Origin of the sequence: Levilactobacillus wangkuiensis (assembly GCF_016861605.1) — a bacterium.
Taxonomy (GTDB): Bacteria; Bacillota; Bacilli; order Lactobacillales; family Lactobacillaceae; genus Levilactobacillus; species Levilactobacillus wangkuiensis.
The window spans coordinates 1-20,248 of sequence record NZ_BOLM01000023.1; the positions used below are offsets into that span (position 1 = coordinate 1).

Sequence of the window (20,248 nt, forward strand, 5' to 3'; positions counted from 1 at the left end):
CACAGGTCTTCAAGAACATGCATCCGGTTATGCTTACGCCTTACTGTCCTGTGTTGCACTTGATTTGACAATTGGGGTCTAAAAGATTGCGTAGAACTGAACGAATTAAGCGCCGGATGAACCCTTTTTCTAGTACAATGAAGGTGTATTCTTACAGGTGCTTTGCTATGGCGCCGGGTTACCTCGTCTTTGAGATTGAAAAGAGCCTCAGAGGCCGGTGACACTAGCGTAAGAGGCACAAATATAATGGTAAAAACATCGTGGGTTAAACGTCTGTGAGTCGGAAGGTCGGTGAAAATAGACTCAGCCGTGGGAGTTTCCTTAGTGGCTGTGCCACTTAGGAAACTGATATTTTTGAGACGTGAACTTCGGCTCAAAATAAGGCTGGAGACCGGTTTATGGCTCCGGCCGTGCGCCCACCGCGTCCCAGTCTATTTTCACCGACCTGGAGACGCAAAAAACGAGTAACCCAAAGAAAGGGAGGTTGCGGGGAAATGACCACAACAGAACGTTATGAAACGCCGTTAGATCAAGGACTAACCGCGGATGAAGTTGCGCAGCGGGTGGCTGCTGGTCTGCAGAATGACCCCTTACCCCCGCTGACCCGAAGTGTGAAACAAATCTTTCGGGATAATTTATTAACCCTCTTTAATTTAATCAACGTGCTGCTGGGGGCCTTGGTTTTGGTCACCGGTAGCTATAAAAATCTACTCTTCTTGGGCGTCGTCGTGGTCAATACGGGGATTGGTATTTTCCAAGAAGTTCGGTCCAAACGGCAGGTCGACAAGCTGGCACTCCTGTCTGAAGGCACGATTGACGTGCTGCGGGACGGTCAGCTGACGGCACGGCACCAAGATGACATCGTGAGTGACGATCTGCTCGAACTCCATCGCGGGGACCAGATCCCCGTCGACGGCCTGATTCGGGATACCGCCGGACTAGAGGTCGATGAATCCCAGATTACTGGGGAGTCCACGCCAATCTTAAAGGCGACGGGCGACTCCCTAATTTCCGGCAGTGTCCTCCTTGGGGGGCGGGCCATGGTGCAGGCCACCACGGTCGGCCACGGTAGCTTTGTGAAACAATTGGCGCACTCGGCCAAACAAAAGCGGCGGAGTGCCAGCCAGCTGCTCATCATTATTAATCGTATTATTAAAGTATTGACGTTTGCCATTATCCCTTTAGGGGCGGCCTTGTTCGTGTCCGCGATGTTGCGGGGACAGAGCCAGAACCGCGCCATTCTGGGAACCGTGGCCTCAATGGTCGGCATGATTCCGGAGGGCCTGGTCCTACTGACCTCGGTAGCGCTCGCGGCCGGGGCGTTTACCCTGGGGCGTCACAACGTGTTGGTGCGGGAATTACCCGCCATCGAGGCGCTGGCTCGGGTCGACGTCCTGTGTTTGGACAAGACCGGGACCATCACCAACGGTCAGCTACAACTTGACCGGGTGGAACCGTTGGCAAATGTGCCAGCGGCAGACCTCCAGACGCGACTGGCACAGCTAGTGGCGGCAACCGGCGACGATAACGAAACGGCACAGGCGGTCCAGCAGGCGTACGGTTCACCAGAAGTTGCGGCGCAAGACGTCTTACCGTTTTCCTCCGGGCGTAAATGGAGTGGGGCGGTCATCGACGGCCACGCAACGCTCATGGGTGCGCCGGAATTCATTTTCGACACGGTGCCCAGCGACGTCCAGCGACGCATTCAAACCTTAGCGGCCGCGGGCTACCGGGTCCTGTTACTGGCGGAAGCGGAACAGCTCACGACGCCCAAGCCAACGAAACCGCGAGCCATCGGGCTAATTTTAATTACCGATGAGCTCCGGCCGCGTGCCAAGGATACGTTTGGCTTCTTTGCTAATCAGGACGTGGCTTTGAAGGTCATTTCCGGGGACAATCCCGTGACGGTGGCCAGTATTGCCGGCCGGGCGGGCATCGCCGGGGCGCAACAGCTAGTCGATATGAGCCAGGTGGGCGCTAACCCAGACTACGCCCAGCTTGTGGCCGACTATAACGTGTTTGGTCGGGTCACGCCGCAACAAAAGGAACGGTTGATCAAGGCCTACCAGGAAGCCGGGCACACGGTCGCCATGACCGGTGACGGCGTCAATGACCTGTTGGCGCTGCGTCAAGCCGACTGCAGTATTGCCATGGCCTCCGGGAGCGAAGCCACCAAGAGTCTGGCCGATTTTGTCCTGGTCAACTCGAACTTTGACGCCATGATCAATGTTTTAAACGAAGGCCGCCGGGTCATCAACAACATCGAACGGGTGGCCTCGCTGTTCTTGATCAAGACCATGTATTCGGTCGCGCTCACGCTGATTTTTATCTTCATGAGTCGCAGCTATCCGTTTGAACCCATTCAGCTGACGCCCATTTCTTCATTGATGGTGGGAATCCCCACGTTCTTCCTGGCGCTACAGCCTAACTACGCGCGGATTGCCGGTCGTTTTATGAAACAAGTTATGGAAATTGCGGCGCCGGCAGCCATCTGTGTGGTCGGCTACATTCTGGTCATCATGGCGATTGGCACGCAATTCCACCTGACCTTCGCGACGACCTCCACGTTGAGCGTGCTGATCACGGGGCTGATTAGTCTCAACGCCCTGGTCATGGTCGCGCGGCCGCTGAACCGGTTCAAGGTCGGCCTGGTCGTGTTGATGGCGAGCTTGTTTGCGGTCATCTTCATCTTCTTTGGCCCGATTTTCTCGCTGGTCAGCCTGTTGAATTGGCAACTAGCGCTGATTTACCTGCCCTTGATGATTAGTGTGATTCCGGTATTCATCCTGGTCCAAGACGGACTGGGTCACCGGATTCTCAGTAAGATTCGTTGGCGCTAGATGAATTGCCGTTTTTAGGTTTTAGCTAGTCACTAAGACTAGATTATATGTTATAATCAGAACTAGAAACGGAAGGGTAGGGAAAAGACATGGCTGATTTCAATCAATATACGCGGTGGGAACACCAGATGCACGGGGTTAAATTACCCCGGTGGGACGATTTACCCAAGTTTGACCTCTATATGGACCAGGTAACGGCGCTGATCAATGATGTTTTGGGCCCCTTGGGTGTCGACACGATTACCCCGGCGATGATCAATAATTACGTGAAACACAACGTGATTTTGGCCCCCGTCAAGAAGAAGTATCAGACCATGCAGCTGACCGATATTTTAATGATCAGCCTCCTGAAGCCCATGTTCCAAACGGATACGGTCCGTTCGGGGATCGACCAGATTACGGCGGGCGATTACCCCAAGCAGGCCTATGACAACTTCATTGACAGCCTGGAAGACCGGCTCCACCATTTAGGTGAGGACCAGGTTCAACCGGCAGCCAAGGACTTGAACGAAAAACTCATGCAGGTCGCCGTCGACGCGGTTGTGGCGCGCTTGCAATCAGAAAAGCTGCTACATCTCATCAAGCGACCTTTACGAAAAATTGAAAAGAAATAATCAAAAAATGCCATCCCGACTATCAATGGGATGGCATTTTTGGTTGCAGTAGTCAGGGAAATTCCCGGTTACTAGGTGTTTTTAGCGTTCAGTCTATTGCGTCTGCGTCTCCAACGACAAATCATTCATAAACGTCAAAAGTAAGTTGGCGTAGCTCGGATGATCCGTGTTGTCCTTGATTTCCTGTTGAATCAGCGACAGGTTATTGGTGATGACGCCGTTGACACCCATGAACATCATTTGGTCCAAATTGGTGATGGTGTCAATATCCCAAGCGTAAACCTTCTTGTGTTCACGAGCTGCCTGGTCGATAAAGGTATCGTTCAAAGTCGTCGATTCCATGGTGTAGGCGTTGGCCCGGGTCTGCGGGAACGTCAGGTTGTAGGGCATGATGTAGCTGACAAATAGCTGCGGGTGCTCTTTTTTCAGTCGGTTCATAATTTTGTAACTCAGTGTGTGCACCTGCTCATGATTTGCCATGATGCGTGACCCAAACTGCCGGTAGAAGCGTTCGGGCAAGTCCTTAGTGTCGGCCCCGCCCGTCTTGATCTCGATCAGTAATTTCTGGTGATGGGCAATAGCCGTGTTCAGGTAGTGGTTGAAGCTGGGAATCTTTGCCTGATAGCCATTTTCCGTGACGGTAATCTGAGTCAGTTGTTTCAGCGTCAGCTTAGACACGGATTTCTTGATGTTGGCGAGGGCCTTCAGGTTGGCGTCATGCATGACTACAAACTGATGGTCCTTAGTCATGCGAATGTCCATTTCCACGTAGTCGGGCCGCTCCTTGCTGGTCTTGACCATGGCGGGAATCGTGTTCTGTACGCCGTTGCCGTTATCGACGCCTCGGTGGGCAATCGTCAGCGGCTTGCTCATGGCGAGGCCGTTTAGATAGACCAGGTTGAACCCAACCAGGGCGGCGCTGATGACGACCAGACCGCTCGTAATCAACAGTCGCGTCCGGAACTTAGTCTTCGCTGGTTCGCGGAAACTGAACAGGGACAGTGGTGTCCGGCGATGGGCCTCGTGACTGCTGAGGATGACCATCATGAACAGCACGGTGGCGTAGCAGACGATAAACTCCGTAATGACTTCCATCAAAAAGAGGTTCACGGTAGCGGCAACCAAGCCGAAGCTGGTCTTGTCGAAGAGCACTTGCCCGATGTAAAGCGCGGCATAGATGACAAAGACGGCGGCACTGACCAAGGCCAGCGTCACAATAATTTTGCTAAAGTAGTTCCAAAAGTTTCGGCGCGTCTGTTGCCAGCTGAGGCGAATGGCCTCGCGGCTGTGGTAATGGTCAATCATCATCAGGGGCAACACGGCAATCAGCCGAATCCCCAGATAGGCCGCACCGACGTAGAAGATTCCCAATAGAGCCGTCCACACGGGATTTTCCATTAAATAACTAATGATAAATGCCGGAATCTTGGCCTTGTTGAGCAGTGGCGTGGTAAACAGCTCGCTGCCAAACGGGATAATGACGATGAAGTACCCAATAAAGAAGAGAAATGTGCTGGGGGAGGCGCCGGCAATGCTACGGATGGTGTCGCCCAGTAGCGCCCGCGTGGAGTCCGGTCGCCCAGTCCGAATGTTGGTGATTCCCAGTAGGAGAAAGGCAAATTGCCAGTAGATCAGCGTGACCACCGCTAACAGAATTAGTAGGAGACCGATGATGGCCAGGGGATGCTGCAACGTGATAGCAGCGATGTTGGTGTAGGACACGTAAGGGACGTGCTGCCATTTCAACAGCGCCGCGGTCAGCCAGGTAAAGGCCGGCACCGCTAAGTAACTAATGACCAAGTTGGTGATAAAGACTAGGGTGACGTAGCTGCCCCAGTGTTGGAAAAAATGGCGGGTTGATTCTCGCCAGAACTGCCATGCCTGCACAGTCCTCAACTCCTCTCAGTAACAAATATTATGTAGGTGATTCTGTTAAATTGGTCTTGGTTGCCGCCTCCGGGGCGCCAGAAATGGGCTGTGACGCTGTGGGGAGGACGCCCCGAGCCAAAGGGCGGTCTCGGGACTTACTTTGAGCCGCCAAGAGCGCGTCTCAAAGTCACCATTTCCTGAGGTTCCCTCAGGAAATCCCACGGCTGAGCCCATTTCTGGCGCCCCTGCGGCTGACACGGTGACTCTGATTGTACGGCGGTGGTATTTGTTTCTGGTCGTTTTCTGGTTTTGTTCTTACCAACAGAATGTTGGCTTGGTGCGTTTCATTGTGAGATGGAAGCTCAGTTGTTGCGAATTCTACATATAGTCAGTCACCAAACAATTATTCCCTTAAACGGCTTCCATATCTACTACTTTAGCATAATCTCTATGGAACAACCGGAGAAAATAGTTGGTTACTTCGGGTCATTTCGGCTAGTGGGGGATGTGGGGAGGGGGAGTGGGCTAATTTAGGTTATTTTCATAGAAATCATGAAAACAAAACAGTTAGGTAGTGATTTAATTCACAGACTTATTTAACCAGAAATTTCTTTTCCAATTGTGTATGCGCTTTCATTACAGACAGTCCTATGCCTTGATACTAATGGGTTAACCAGCTAAACAAATTAATTGTGATATTTTTAACAAAAAGGGCTTGCGTAATCTCAAAATCATGATATGATATATCTCGTGAAGAAGTTAACAAGGATGTTTTCAAAAATGGAGGCATAAGAATGTTAAAAGACGTGAAAGAGAAAAAAACTACTAAAAACCAAGAAAGCACTGAAACCGTTGATCAAATGATCGACCGGCTCACTGCTAAAGCCCACGATGCTTTATGTGCTATGGACAGTTTCGACCAAGAAAAGGTTGACCACATCGTCCACCAAATGGCCATCGCCGGCCTGGACCACCACATGGAGTTGGCTAAGGCTGCCTTCGACGAAACCGGTCGGGGTGTTATGGAAGACAAAGCCATCAAGAACATGTTCGCCACTGAAGAAATTTGGCACTCGATTAAAAAAGATAAGACGGTCGGCATCATTAAAGATGACCACGAACGTCAACTGATCACCGTTGCTGAACCGCTGGGGATCTTAGCCGGGGTTACCCCCGTTACCAACCCAACGTCCACGACGCTGTTCAAGTCATTGATTGCTGTGAAGACGCGGAACCCAATCATCTTCGCCTTCCACCCACAAGCCCAAAAGTCATCCGTGATGGCCGCTAAAGTCGTTCGCGACGCTGCTATCGCTGCTGGGGCCCCAGAGGGTGTGATTTCCTGGATTGAAACGCCAAGTATCGAGGCCACGACTGCTTTGATGAACCACCCAATGGTTGCCAGTGTTCTGGCTACCGGTGGTCCTGGCATGGTCAAGGCTGCTTACTCAACCGGGAAGCCAGCCTTAGGGGTTGGTCCTGGTAACGGTCCAGCTTACATCGAAAAGACCGCCAACATCAAGCGGGCCGTCTACGACATCGTCTTATCCAAGACGTTTGATAACGGGATGGTTTGTGCTTCTGAAAACAGTGCCGTTATCGATCACGAGATCTACGCGGAAACGAAGAAAGAAATGCAAGACCGCGGTGTCTTCTTCATTAAGAAGAGCGACGAAAAGGCTTTGGCCGACGCAATGTTCAAGCCTGAAGGCGGCGTTAAGGGACCAATTCCTGGGATGTCTGCTCAAAAGATCGCTGACATTGCTGGCATCAAGGTTCCCGCTGGCACCAAGGTCTTAGCTGCTGAAATCACGGGTGTGGGGCCAAAATTCCCATTATCACAAGAAAAATTGAGCCCAATGATTTCCGTTTACAAGGCTACCAGCAAGGAAAACGCCTTTGATCTCTGTGACCAATTGCTCCACTTCGGTGGGCTGGGCCATACGGCTGCCATTCACACCATGGATGACGATTTAGCAACCGAATTTGGGATCAAGATGAAGGCTAGCCGGGTTCTGGTTAACACGCCATCCGCCATCGGTGGGATTGGGAACCTCTACAACGAAATGGTGCCTTCATTAACGTTAGGTACTGGTTCATGGGGTAAGAACTCCGTGTCCCATAACGTTTCCTCATTTGACCTGTTGAACATCAAAACGATTGCAAAGCGGCGAAATAATATGCAGTGGATTAAATTACCTCGAGTTTACTTTGAAAAGACGTCCGTTCGTTACCTCGACGACATGCCTGGTATCAAGCGTGTCTTCCTCGTGACCGATCCAGCCATGGTTGAATTGGGTTACGTTGACACGGTGCTGAACGAATTGAAGCGCCAACCAAACGGCATCGAATACTCGCTGTTCTCCGACGTTGAACCTGACCCAACGACTGACACCGTCAACCGTGGGGTTACGCAGATGCGGATGTTCAAGCCAGATACCATCGTGGCTTTAGGTGGGGGCTCCGCAATGGATGCTGCTAAGAACATGTGGTTATTCTACGAAGACCCATCCGCAAGTTTCTTCGGTGCCAAGCAGAAATTCTTGGACATCCGGAAGCGGGCTTACAAGTTTAACAAGCCACACAAGGCGCAATTCGTTGCGATCCCAACGACTTCAGGGACTGGTTCCGAAGTGACACCATTCTCCGTCATCACCGATTCCAAGACCCACGTGAAGTACCCATTGGCCGACTACGCTTTGACGCCAGACGTTGCCATCGTGGACTCACAATTTATCGAAACGGTGCCTAAGAAGACGGTTGCTTACTCTGGACTGGACGTTTTGACCCACGCCATCGAATCCTACGTGTCAAACATGGCGTCCGACTACACCCGTCCATGGTCACTGCAAGCAATCAAGTTAGTGATGGATAACCTGACCAACTCTTACAACGGCGACATTACTGCCCGCGAAGAAATGCATAACGCCTCAACGTTAGCCGGGATGGCCTTTGCCAACGCCTTCCTCGGGGTCGACCACTCTATCGCCCACAAACTGGGTGGGGAATTCGGTCTGCCTCATGGGTTAGCCATTGCCATCACTTTGCCACACGTGATCCGGTACAACTTCCAAGAACCAACGAAGCTGACCATGTGGCCTAAGTACGAATACTTCCGGGCTGACGAAGATTACGCCCAAATCGCGCGCTACCTTGGCTTGCCAGGAACGACCAAGGAAGAACTGAAGGAAGCCTTAGTCAAGAAGATCATCGACTTGGCGCACTCAGTTGACGTGACCTTGAGTTTGAAGGCTAACGGCGTGGACAAGGCCCACTTCGACAAGGCAGTCGACAAGTTAGCCGAACTGGCCTTCGAAGACCAATGCACGACCGCTAACCCACGGGAACCACTGGTTTCTGAACTGAAGCAAATTATGATTGATGAATACGACGGGAAGAACGTTGAAAAGTAACGTTTGCAATGCTTGTCGGTAGATTCGAAAAATCCGCTTGGCCTGAGGGCTGAGCGGATTTTTTGTGCGTGGTCAAAAGGGGTGATCGATTGGGAGATCTTTCCACTTAAATGATCGGTTTCTACTATAATATAACGAAATTTATTTAACTGATTGGCGGTGGGATTTTACGATTGGTGATTGGTTTATTTTGATTGGTTGGGCAAAATGTTGGGAGAGTTAGGGTAGCTAGGCCAGTTCAAAACGGCCGATTCTGCTTAACTGTTAATACGCAGAACTATGAAAATGGCCATAAATGGACCGGAATTTCATCAAATTTTCATGAAAACAGGCAAAAAAAACACGATTTTAGGTGCAAAAAGCACTCAAATACCGACCTCGTTTCGCCTCATCTGGGTAAAAACAGGGGTAAAAAAGCGGTTTATGTGACAGTGACGTTACAAATATTACGGAATGTCATACTGTAATATTTTTCTTAATGCTGGCGTAACGTAACGCCAATCTAACTGACACAACCATCAGTTATTCTAATAGCCGTTAAGCAAACAAAGGAGGACGTTCATTTATTATGAATATCAAAAAAGCTTTAGTTAATACTTTGGGTACGGTTGCCATTGTCGGTGCCGGCCTCTTCGCCACTAGCGTAACGGCCAACGCCGATACGAATGTTACGGTCAAGCAGGGGGATTCTGTTTGGTCATTAGCCAACAAGTACGACTCATCCGTTAACGCTATCGAAAGTGCTAACAGCTTGAGCAACAGCAACTTGATCTACGTCGGCCAAACGCTGAGCGTCCCTTCAAGTCAACAAGCTACCACAACTTCTACTAACAATGTTGCTAGCCAAAACACGACTGCGACTGCCAACCAAACTAGCCAATCCACGACTAGTCAAAGCAGCCAAGCAACCACGAACACCCAAGCTAGCAGCAAGACTGCTTCAACTGGTGTGTCTGGTTCAGAAGCCAGTGCTAAGGCTTGGATCGCCAACAAGGAATCTGGCGGTTCATACTCAGCAACTAACGGCCAATACGTTGGTAAGTACCAACTGAGCTCTTCCTACTTGAACGGTGACTACTCAGCCGCCAACCAAGAAAAGGTTGCCAACTCATACGTATCTTCCCGTTACGGCTCATGGTCAGCTGCGCAAGCCTTCTGGCAAGCAAACGGCTGGTACTAAACTAGAAATAGCTTAGATAAGCCAATAAATTAACGTTTAAATTCAAGTGGCGCCCACAGATGCAGGTCTGTGGGCGCTTTTTTAGAGTGCGGAGCGGGGCGGTTAACTGGCGAGCATTAACGGCGTAACGGGAGTGCCCCCGGGTTTGGGGCGTTTCCGTTACGGTGTTAAGCGGAACCAGTTGCCCCGCGTAGCACGTTTCAGAGGCCGCCAGCATCGGGATAGGACCCGTGGAGAACCGGTCAAACGGTCTAAGGCAAGCCAGATTGAACGAAAGTCTCGGGCTTGGGTCGTTACTGAACCGGGGTTAAACGCAGGGACCTGGCTGTCGTAGCACGTTTCAGAGGCCGCCAGCATCGGGATAGGCCCGTGGAGAACCAGTCAAGCGGTCTAAAGCAAGCCAGATTGAACGAAAGTCTCGGGTTTGGGTCGTTGCTGAACCGGGGTTAAGCGCAGGGGCCTGCCCCGCGTAGCACGTTTCAGAGGCCGCCAGCATCGGGATAGACCCGTGGATAACCAGTCAAACGGTCTAAAACAAGCCAGATTGAACGGAAGTCCGGACTAGAATTTCGGCCTAACGCTATGTGGTGCTGGCAATCATCAGTAGTCCCACTGAAAATAATTTCTAATTACTATAGAAGAAACGATGATTAACCATACGACAACAATCATCTTTTAACGCGGATCAAAGGCAGTTCACAACGACTGCTTCGCCATTATTAACGGCAATTTCAAACAAAAGCCCAAATTTAACAACAACATTTCTGAGCTCCAGACAATCTCAACCGCTAAGTTCAAGCAAATCAGGACCGTTACCCCGTCCGTAATCGTCACACGACCGCAACGTAAGGACCGTAAACCCGGTTAATGTTGCAACGGGATTAACCACGTTACGGTTTGTCATTTAAGCCGGTTTTTCTTAATGTGGCCGTAACTTAGGAACAATAGCGGTGTAACCTCCGCGGGTTATGATAGGTCTCGTTAAGTAATTGATAGACAGATTCACTAATCAAAAGGAGGACATTCATTTTTATGAATATCAAAAAAGTTTTAGTATCTACTTTAGGAACTGCAGCCGTATTAGGTGCCGGGTTATTTGCCAGCACTACTTCCGCCAACGCCGACGTCCGGGTAACGGTGAAGTCGGGAGACACGGTTGCTAAGATTGCTAACCAGTACAAATCTAGCGTCTCCTCAATCGAAAAAGCAAACAACTTAAAGAACGTTAACTTGATTTACGTGGGTGAATCCTTAGAAATCCCTGACGCCACTAGCACCACGACGTCAACGACTAGTGCCGCTACTACTACGCCTAGCCAATCCACGACGACTAACACCACGACCAACAATACCGCTTCAACCAGCAACTACAGTAGCCAAGCAACCACTGGGACGACCAGCAGCGCTTCTACGGCCACTTCAACGACGTCCACCTCTGGCTCTTCAGCTAAGGCTTGGATCGCTAACAAGGAGTCTGGTGGCTCTTACACGGCCTCTAACGGTAACTACTACGGGAAGTACCAATTGAGCAAGTCATACCTGAACGGGGACTACTCAGCCGCTAACCAGGAAAAGGTTGCCAACTCTTACGTTAGCTCCCGTTACGGTTCATGGGCCGCTGCGAAGTCCTTCTGGCAAGCAAACGGTTGGTACTAAACCCAACTTGGTTCGGTCAATTAAATAAATAATTCAGAAAACGACGGTGCAGTGCCTTTGACTGACCGCCGTTTTTTCGTGGTCCCACCGGGCTTAAACGACAATATATTACACCAGACGGGCCAAAATGGGGTGGGTCGTTACAGGTTTGTAACATTTAGACAACGGGGCTGTAACTTAAGAACGTTATGATATTCTTAACAAATTCATTAAGGAGGGTGTTCAGTTGAAACTTAAAACTCTATTCATGGTTATCGTGATGGTCGTTTCACTGACCCTCCCTAGTGTTTCATCCGTTGTGAATTCAACAACGACTGCCGAAGCCAGCGTGACCTACGTGTCCAACTTATCCAAGAAGGAACAACGCGCCAAGGCCTGGATCGCCGTTAAGGAATCCGGTGGCAACTACCGCGCCCGTAACGGCCGGTACTACGGCAAATACCAACTCACCATTTCCATGTTGAAGGGTGACTACAGTAAGGCCAACCAGGAAAAGACCGCTGACCGCTATGCCCATAACCGTTACGGCTCATGGACGCAGGCCAAGCATCACTGGTTAGGCTACGGCTGGTTCTAAAAACTTAAATTTAAACGAATCTCACTGACAATTAATTGTTGGTGGGATTTTTTGTTGCTTGAGCTTTCAAGAAGCACCCTTTTGCAAGTCGCGTCTAAAAATTCTCACAGAAAGTCATTCTTTTCTTGAAAGCGGTTACAGAATCATTTAAACTGGGAAGTAACCGAGAAAAGATTGGGAGGATCGACTCATGGCAAAAACATTGGCAATTAACGCAGGTAGCTCAACTTTGAAGTGGAAGCTCTTTTCTATGCCGGAAGAGACTGTTATCGCATCAGGAATGGTAGACCGGTTGAATTTACCGGGCTCCATTTTCAAGGTCAAGCTGCCCGATGGTACTAAGAAAACGGAAACACAGGATAACATTACGAACAAGCTGGCGGCAGCGATGGTCCTGACGCGGCTGAAGTCTTACGGGATCGTGAAGCACCTGAGTGAAATCACCGGTGTGGGTCACCGAATCGTGGCCGGTGGGGAAGTCTTCAAGGACTCCGCGGTCATCACGCCCGTCGTTTTGAAGCAGATCAAGGAACTGAAGGATTATGCGCCACTGCACAACCCGGTTCAGGCTTACTACATCGAGGTCTTCCAACAATTATTGCCGGAAGCCAAGCAGGTCGCCGTTTTCGACACATCTTTGTACACAGATATGCCAGCGGTCAACTATATGTACAGCATTCCTTATGAATATTACGAAAAATTTGGGGCCCGGAAGTACGGGGCTCACGGGACCAGTCACCGTTACGTGGCGCACCGGGCAGCCGAAATCTTAGGCAAGCCATTGGCCGAACTGAAAATGATTACCTTGCACTTGGGATCAGGCTCCTCCATTACCGCCTTCAAGGACGGCCATGCGCTGGACACCTCCATGGGCTTTACGCCACTAGCTGGGGTCATGATGGGGACGCGGTCCGGGGATATCGACCCCTCGTTGGTGGCCTACCTAGCTGAAAAGCTCCACAAGACCATGCCAGAAATGATCGACATTTTGAACCATAAGTCTGGGTTGCTGGGGATTTCTGAGCTGTCACCCGACCAACGGGACCTGGAACAGACCCAGGATGAACGGCCAAAGTCTAAGCTAGCCTTGGACATGTTTGTGGACCGGGTTGTCAGTTACATTGGTAGTTACATCGCCGAATTGGGTGGCGTGGATGCCATCGTCTTCACGGCCGGTTCCGGTGAGAACGGCGTGGACATGCGGCAAGCCGTTGCTGATAAATTAAACTACTTTGGCATTGCCATCGACCCTGCCAAGAACGACTTCCGTGGGGAAGAACACATTGTCAGTCCAGACGACGCCAAGGTTAAGACCCTGGTCGTGCCAACGAACGAAGAATTAATGATCGTTCGTGATGTGGAACGGCTAACAAAATAAATTAAGTTGCGAGGAGGTCCGGGAATCTTTCCTGGGCCTTTTTTGTTGTCTGCGCTTAGAAAAATGGCGATTAGCAGCGTAAACCAAGGCAACTATACCGTATCAAACTGATGTTAATGGCACCTTAAGTCGGGACTTAACGTTTTCTTGACCACTATGACAATCAGGTAAAGACCGTGTCATTTTGTCATCTGACGGGCGATTCCTTAATCGAGCGGTAACGATTTGCTAATGCCGTTGAGATATCTCGGCGGTAAGCTGGGGTCGTTAAATAAGGGAGGAACCATTTGATGATTAAGAAAGTTATTTTGACGACCATTAGCTTCGCCGCTGTGTTAGCAGCCGGTATCGGTTTTTCCAGTGTCACGGCGAGTGCCAACACCTACCGTGGCGCTGCTTCCAGTTATCATTACCAACCGCAGACCAGTACGTACAGTCAGTCCACGCCGGTCAAGAATACCAGCGTTGCCAGTCAAACCACTAATACGAGTAGCACGGCTGGTGCGACTATCAGCGTGGCCCAATTTGAAAGTCAGGGCGTCGTTTACTTGAACGGCAATAAATGGACCTACTATTCCGGTAGTTTAACGGCCGATGGTACCAGCATTAGCGCTAACGGGTTGGATCCCAACGGCTATCGCGTCGTTGCGGCGCCGGCCAACGTGGCGTTTGGTACGAAAATCATGACACCACTCGGTATGGGCGTCGTGCATGACCGCGGGACGGCCATCACGGGCAACCATTACGATGTAGTGATTCAATAATTTAATTATGGCTAAACTTAACCGCACCACTTCTGTTAGGAGAAGGGTGCGGTTTTGTTTACGTCTAAATGGCTGGGGGAGCCAACGTATTCTTAGCATACCTGATGTTTTGCCGAATTGCGAGAAATATCTAATGAAAATGGTTGGTTCGTTATGGGTTAACTGCTTAAACTAAAAGCCATGGGACTCACACACCACTCAATATTGTAAATTTTGTGTTGAAATATAGATAACATTATTGATGGTTAATGCTTGCTATTTGATTTGGAGACGGTTAAGCTGGTGAAACCAAGTTGATTGTTGCTGCTATCAAAACAAAAACCACCAGCCGTGATGGACTAGTGGTTGGAAACTTTAACTCATGTGTAAATCCCGCCGTCGGTAACCTTGCCAGCCGATAATGACCAGGGCAATGGCTAAAACGACCATCCAACTAAACGTGGTCCAGTTGATGTCGTGCAGGGGTACCCGTGGCATCCAGCCGGTGGGAGTCACGTTTTGAACCCAGTCGGGAAATTTTAGGAGACTGCCCATGTAGACACTGATGAAGCCCAGAGCCAGGTAGGCCCAACTGAGAGACTTCAAGCGAGGCCAGCAACCGACCAAGAGAACGGCTAGGCCGAGGAAAACCCAAATTTCCGGCAGCTGAGCCGCGATGCCGTGCCAGAATTCACTGGCACTGATGCCATCTTTCACGTGCGTCAGGCTGGCGTCCCCCATGACCACAATGCCACCCAGGCCACCAATGAAGGCGAGGGTGCTGGTCACAAATGCCGTGCCAACATAGCTAAAGAGCAAGTGCGTGCGGCTGAGTGGCCGTGCGTACAGGGCCTCTAACCAGCCACGGGTCTCATCGCTGTGGACCTTGAGAATCAGTTGCATGCCGGGGATGATGGCCACGGCAGCCATGACGATTGACAGGAGTGATGTGAAGCTCAACAGAATCTTGTGGTTGGCCTCGTGAACCATGGCCGCGCCGAAGACCTGTTGCATGGTCGGGTTAGTCTTAAGAATATCGCCAATCGTGTTGAAGACGGTTCCGTAAGCCACGCCAAAGACGATAACGGCAACAATCCAAGCGATGATCACGTTACGTTGGCGCCGCCAGACCAGCGTTGCGGGTCCTCGGAGAAAAGTCGAGGCTTGTCGGCGACCGGGACGGGTCGTTAGGGCACCAGCGCCCAGGTCCCGGCGATTGTTCGCCATGAAGGCGAAAACAAGTAGAATCACAGCGAGACCCAGACTTAGCCAGATGGGGGACCAGTGCGGATCGTTGTAGGGTGCGAGCTTTTCGACCCAGCCCAGCGGAGACCACCACGTTAACTTAGGCTGCTGAACATCCGTGATCATCCGCGCCAGGTAGCTGATACCAAATAGGGTGTAGGCCAGTCCCGTTGCACTAGCCGAGTGGTCAGCCAACTGGGCAGTCAGAAGTCCTAGCATCCCGAACAGGAGCCCCGTAGCGGCCAGTCCCATGCCAATCAGCCAGTTACCCTCGGTAGTGGCACCAGGCATGTTAGCGGCGCTGAGACCCGCACTGTAGAGGATACCCAGGACACCGTTGATGATAACGAGCTCGCTAGCTGCGGCGGCCAACGGTGAAAGTGTCCCGACCGCGTGAGCGCGCACCAATTCGGTGATACCCAGATCTTCTTCAGCCCGGGTGGCGTGAACGCTGAGAGCGAGGTTCATCACGACCTGAATCAGGGCCATAAATAAGAGCATTTCGTTCGCAAAAATTTCAGCTGTGGTGACCTTAGCCGTAAAGGGAAAGGCCCCAAACATGGCAACGATTCCGGGACTGGCTAGGGTCCCTTTGATGGCATCAATTTCACTAGGCGTTCCGTAAATATCTTCGAACTTCCAGGCAACGCTAGCCATCAAGGCTGCTAAGAGAATGAGCCACATGAGAATTCGGAACCGATCCCGCCGGAAATTCAGGTGAATCAGTTGGCCGGTACGTCCAAAACGCGTCATGGTGGGTCACTCCTTTCCCGTGTAGTAATGCATGAAGAGGTCTTCCAACGTTGGCGGCGTACTCTGTAGCGCCACGACTTGGTGTTGGGCCAACGTGTTCATGACCGTGCTGAGGTGTTCATCTTCAACGGAAAATTGCCATTCGTGCGGGGCATGACCAGCGGTAACCCCGTGAATGCCGGGGAGGGTGGTGACATCAAAGTCATCGCCCAACGTAACGGTGACCATGGTTCGAGTCAGGTGCCGCATTTCAGCCAGACTCCCGGATTCAATGATTTGGCCTTCACGGATGATGCCAATCCGGTCACACATGCGTTCCACTTCGGAAAGGATGTGACTGGAAAGTAAGACGGCCTTGCCGCGCGCCTTGAGGTCCATGACGGCATCCTGGAAGATGCGTTCGTTCAAGGGGTCCAGCCCGGAGGTGGGTTCGTCAAAGATGTAGAAATCAGCCTCTTGGGAGAAGGCCGCAATCAAGGCGACCTTCTGTCGGTTCCCTTTGGAGTAGGTACGGGCCTTCTTGGTTGGGTCCAGACCAAACTGTTTGATTAAGTCGTCGGTCTTGGCGGAATGTGCGGTGCCGTTCATTTTAAGAAGGAGATCAATAATTTCGCCACCCGTTAAATTGGGCCAGAGATACACATCGCCGGGGACGTAGGCCAGTCGTTGATGAATCGCGACGCTATCAGTCCAAACGTTTTGGCCGAAAATGGTGGCCGTCCCACCGGAAGCCCGGATGATGCCGAGCAGGACCCGAATAGTCGTGGATTTTCCCGCGCCATTTGGGCCGATGAAGCCAAAGACCTCGCCGGGGCGCACCTCAAAGGTGATATCCTTTAAGGCTTGGAAGTGGCCGAATTTCTTTTGCAGATGGTTAATTTGAAGTACAGGATTTGTCATAAGTAATCCCCTCCTCACAGTTTTAAATCGTTTACATCGTAAGCCCCTGGGTACCCAAAGTCAACGAAAAAGTGAACTTTTATGCTGAAATAGTTCACTAAAATTAAATTCTTTCCTTAAATGGGGTATGATAAAATGAATAACGAGTAGCGCTGTTGCTGATTCGAGCTGTAAAATTAGCAACGAATGTGACAAGTGGACGAGGGTGGTGACAGGCATGGCAACGAATCAAGAACGGAAAACTCGCCAACGGCAAGGCATCTTGGACGCCGGTATCAAATTATTTACGCAAGACGGGTTTAAGGCAACGCACGTGACGACGGTCGCTGAAGCGGCGGGGGTCTCCCAGGTCACGCTGTATAAGTATTTTCCGAGCAAATTAGCGTTGGGCCACCAGGTCGTCATTGAGATGATCAATCAGGGCTACGCGAGTTTTCAAAAGCTGATTGATGACGCACAGGTCCCGTTTCCTGAGATTATCAAAGCCATGATAACGAATAAGGTTCGACTGAGTGATGGCATCCATCCCGATTTCTATCAGTTTGTTATGGCCGAGATGCAGGGGAAGAACGGCAGCAACGTGGTACGGCAAGCCTACGAAGACGGTGAGCAAAAGTTTTGGGGCACCGTGATTGCGCGGGGCCGAGCCGGTGGCATCATTAGCCCAGATATCTCCGATGAAGCGCTGTTGATCTACCTCCACATGTACGTGTCCTACTTCAGCACAGCCAACATTCCACCGGCCACGTATCAACGGCTGGTTAATCAATTAATGCATTTATTTTTCTACGGATTTGCGGGGACACCAGCAGTGACGCCACCGGAATCGCAAGCGAACAAGGAGGACGATTAAGTTGACAGAGACCACAGTTTTAGCGGCGGTTCGACAATTTTCACAATCGAAAATGGGGGATGACGAGACTGGTCACGGCTTTGACCATATTCAACGGGTCGTCGGCCTGGCTGACCGCATTAGCCAATCCTATCCGGATGCCGATCACCTCGAAACGTTGACCGCGGCCTATTTACACGATGTTATTGATGAAAAACTGGTCGACGATACCGTGGCAGCCAGTGAGGAAGTTCGGCAGTTCTTAACCGACCAAGGATTTACGACGGCCCAGATCGATGCGATTTTCTTAATCATGGACAACATGTCCTACCATAAAACGCTAGATGGCACAGCGAAACCGTTGCCGCTAGAGGGCCAAATCGTCCAGGATGCGGATCGGTTAGATGCCATTGGGGCCATTGGTATCTCCCGAGCAATTTATTTCGGCGGGCACTTTGGTGAAAAAATTTATGACCCAGCCGTGACCCCCCGAACTGAGATGACGCACGCCGAGTACCGTAACTTAGATAACGAAACCATCATCAATCACTTTTACGAGAAGTTGTTAACGCTAAAGGACTTGATGAATACGACGGCTGCTAAGCAGTTAGCCGAGCATCGGCAACAGGTCATGCTCGATTTTCTAGCTGAGTATAAAGCCGAATGGAACGCGGAAGCTTAGGCCACCGCGTTTTTATTTTGCTGTGAAACCGATTTAATCTAAATTTAACGGTGCATTTTAACCGAAAAATGCGTATGATTGAAGATAATGCTAAATTTAGAGAGAAGAGATTGATTTGCAAATGACAGCTCAGTCCGAGAAGGTGCCACGGGGCAATCTCATTGCAATTTTTGCGATTGCCCTGATGGCCTTCCTGGGAATCTTGGTGGAAACGTCGATGAACGTGGCCTTTCCTACCCTGATGAAACAAATGCACGTGTCCCTGAATACCGTGCAGTGGATCACCACCGGTTACCTGTTAATGGTGGCGTTATTGATGATTACATCGGCCTTTTTGAAGCAACGATTTAAAAATAAACAATTATTCGTGGCCGCCGCTTTGGCGTTTATTTTAGGCGATTTAATCTGTGCGCTCGCAACTAACTTTCCGATTTTGTTGGTTGGTCGCTTGATCCAAGCGGGTTGCGCCGGTCTGGCAATTCCGCTGATGTTTAACATCGTCGTCGAAAGTGTTCCCCGGTCGCGACTGGGATTTTACATGGGGATGGCGGGGCTGATCCTGATGATTGCGCCTGCCAGTGGCCCTACGTTTGGGGGCATCATGGTTTACCTGGCCAACTGGCGGATGATTTTTTGGTCCACAATGCCGGTGGAACTGATCATCCTGTTGCTGGGGGTCGGGGCCATCAAGCAGTACGCGCCAGTCAAGCTGGTTAAGTTCAACTGGGGACAATTCTGCTTACTCGCAATTGCCTTTATTAGTTTTACCTTGGGACTGAACAGCGTATCGACCGCGGGGGCCCTCAGCTGGGAGTTCCTGGGTGGGATTGGTTTGGCAATCGTGGCCATCTGGGGCTACATTGTTCTGGCCAAGCACAGCAGTCGCCAACTATTAAAACTGGAAATTTTCAAGAATCCAGTCTTTACTTACAGCTTCTTCGCCTACTTTACCCTACAATTTTGTAATATCGGCATCAACTTTGCGCTGCCAAACTACGCCCAAATTGTGGTGGGTGCCACCTCTTTGATTGGGGGACTGATGCTGTTGCCAGGGAGCCTGGTGACGGCGATTCTTCAGCCCTGGTTCGGTCATTTGTTGGACGAACATGGGGCACGGTTGCCGATTTTGATGGGGAGTACGCTGTTTATGATTGCGGCGCTGGTCTTCATGACCTTTGGCCAACACCTGAGCGTCGTGCTGATTGCCATCATGTATGTCGTCTTCAGTGTCGGACGGTCGATGGCGTTTAGTAACACGCTGACCAACGGACTGAAGGAAGTCGACATGAGTCAACGAGCCGATGCCAACGCAATTTATAACACGGGGCAACAGTTCGCTGGGTCGATTGGGACCACAATTTTGGCGGCTCTGATGTCGTCGGTGAACGTTAGTGGCATGTCGTATGCCCACGAGACGGCGATTGGGAGCCAACTGGCCTTTGGACTGATTTTCGTGTTGAGTCTCATCAACTTTGGCTTTTACTTCATTGTTTTCCGTTATCAAAAAAATGATAAATAACCACAAACAGGGCCATGACGATTGTCATGACCCTGTTTTCTCGTAGA

At 50.7% G+C, this 20,248-nt stretch carries 14 protein-coding genes; 11 read left to right on the forward strand and 3 right to left on the reverse strand.

Going from position 1 to position 20,248, the window contains the following annotated elements:
* The first annotated feature begins 494 nt into the window (after positions 1-494).
* Both JUF13_RS12365 and JUF13_RS12370 read left to right on the forward strand, forming a co-directional pair.
* On the forward strand, positions 495-2,840 hold the full coding sequence (locus JUF13_RS12365) for a cation-translocating P-type ATPase (protein WP_203639923.1): 2,346 nt from the start codon (positions 495-497) through the stop codon (positions 2,838-2,840).
* Positions 2,841-2,929: 89 nt separating this feature from the next.
* Entirely contained in the window at positions 2,930-3,454 is a 525-nt protein-coding gene (locus JUF13_RS12370) for a DUF1836 domain-containing protein (RefSeq protein WP_125765267.1), read from the forward strand.
* 93 nt (positions 3,455-3,547) lie between these two features.
* Here the strand turns inward: JUF13_RS12370 and JUF13_RS12375 are convergent, their stop codons facing one another.
* Positions 3,548-5,341: a glycerophosphoryl diester phosphodiesterase membrane domain-containing protein gene (locus JUF13_RS12375; protein ID WP_203639924.1), complete on the reverse strand. Its 1,794-nt coding sequence runs from the start codon at positions 5,339-5,341 to the stop codon at positions 3,548-3,550.
* Positions 5,342-6,117: 776 nt separating this feature from the next.
* Here JUF13_RS12375 and adhE point away from each other — a divergent pair.
* From adhE to JUF13_RS12405, 6 genes are all read left to right on the forward strand, one after another.
* Positions 6,118-8,736 (forward strand): bifunctional acetaldehyde-CoA/alcohol dehydrogenase, encoded by a 2,619-nt coding sequence (gene adhE / locus JUF13_RS12380; protein ID WP_203639925.1) that lies wholly within the window; start codon positions 6,118-6,120, stop codon positions 8,734-8,736.
* Positions 8,737-9,304: 568 nt separating this feature from the next.
* The gene (gene apf / locus JUF13_RS12385) at positions 9,305-9,916 is read left to right on the forward strand and encodes an aggregation-promoting factor (protein WP_203639926.1); all 612 of its coding nucleotides are present in this window, start codon (positions 9,305-9,307) and stop codon (positions 9,914-9,916) included.
* A 1,032-nt stretch (positions 9,917-10,948) separates the two neighbouring features.
* Complete coding sequence (apf, locus tag JUF13_RS12390; RefSeq protein ID WP_203639927.1) at positions 10,949-11,572, forward strand: aggregation-promoting factor; 624 nt, start codon at positions 10,949-10,951, stop codon at positions 11,570-11,572.
* 226 nt (positions 11,573-11,798) lie between these two features.
* A complete protein-coding gene (locus JUF13_RS12395; RefSeq protein ID WP_203639928.1) occupies positions 11,799-12,149 on the forward strand; it encodes an aggregation-promoting factor C-terminal-like domain-containing protein in 351 nt (116 codons plus the stop codon).
* 190 nt (positions 12,150-12,339) lie between these two features.
* Positions 12,340-13,527: an acetate/propionate family kinase gene (locus JUF13_RS12400; RefSeq protein WP_203639929.1), complete on the forward strand. Its 1,188-nt coding sequence runs from the start codon at positions 12,340-12,342 to the stop codon at positions 13,525-13,527.
* A gap of 290 nt (positions 13,528-13,817) precedes the next feature.
* Positions 13,818-14,291, forward strand: coding sequence for a hypothetical protein (locus JUF13_RS12405; RefSeq protein ID WP_203639930.1), 474 nt, complete (start codon positions 13,818-13,820; stop codon positions 14,289-14,291).
* 354 nt (positions 14,292-14,645) lie between these two features.
* On the opposite strand, the gene JUF13_RS12410 is transcribed toward JUF13_RS12405, so the two are convergent.
* Both JUF13_RS12410 and JUF13_RS12415 read right to left on the reverse strand, forming a co-directional pair.
* A complete protein-coding gene (locus JUF13_RS12410) occupies positions 14,646-16,268 on the reverse strand; it encodes an ABC transporter permease (protein ID WP_203639931.1) in 1,623 nt (540 codons plus the stop codon).
* A 6-nt stretch (positions 16,269-16,274) separates the two neighbouring features.
* Complete coding sequence (locus JUF13_RS12415; protein ID WP_203639932.1) at positions 16,275-17,168, reverse strand: ABC transporter ATP-binding protein; 894 nt, start codon at positions 17,166-17,168, stop codon at positions 16,275-16,277.
* Positions 17,169-17,385: 217 nt separating this feature from the next.
* Between JUF13_RS12415 and JUF13_RS12420 the strand changes: the two genes are divergently transcribed.
* From JUF13_RS12420 to JUF13_RS12430, 3 genes are all read left to right on the forward strand, one after another.
* On the forward strand, positions 17,386-18,021 hold the full coding sequence (locus tag JUF13_RS12420; RefSeq protein ID WP_203639933.1) for a TetR/AcrR family transcriptional regulator: 636 nt from the start codon (positions 17,386-17,388) through the stop codon (positions 18,019-18,021).
* Position 18,022: 1 nt separating this feature from the next.
* Positions 18,023-18,682 carry an HD domain-containing protein gene (locus JUF13_RS12425; protein WP_225893667.1) on the forward strand — a complete coding sequence of 220 codons (660 nt, stop codon included), beginning with the start codon at positions 18,023-18,025 and terminating at the stop codon, positions 18,680-18,682.
* A gap of 121 nt (positions 18,683-18,803) precedes the next feature.
* The gene (locus tag JUF13_RS12430) at positions 18,804-20,201 is read left to right on the forward strand and encodes an MFS transporter (RefSeq protein WP_203639951.1); all 1,398 of its coding nucleotides are present in this window, start codon (positions 18,804-18,806) and stop codon (positions 20,199-20,201) included.
* Positions 20,202-20,248: the final 47 nt, after the last annotated feature.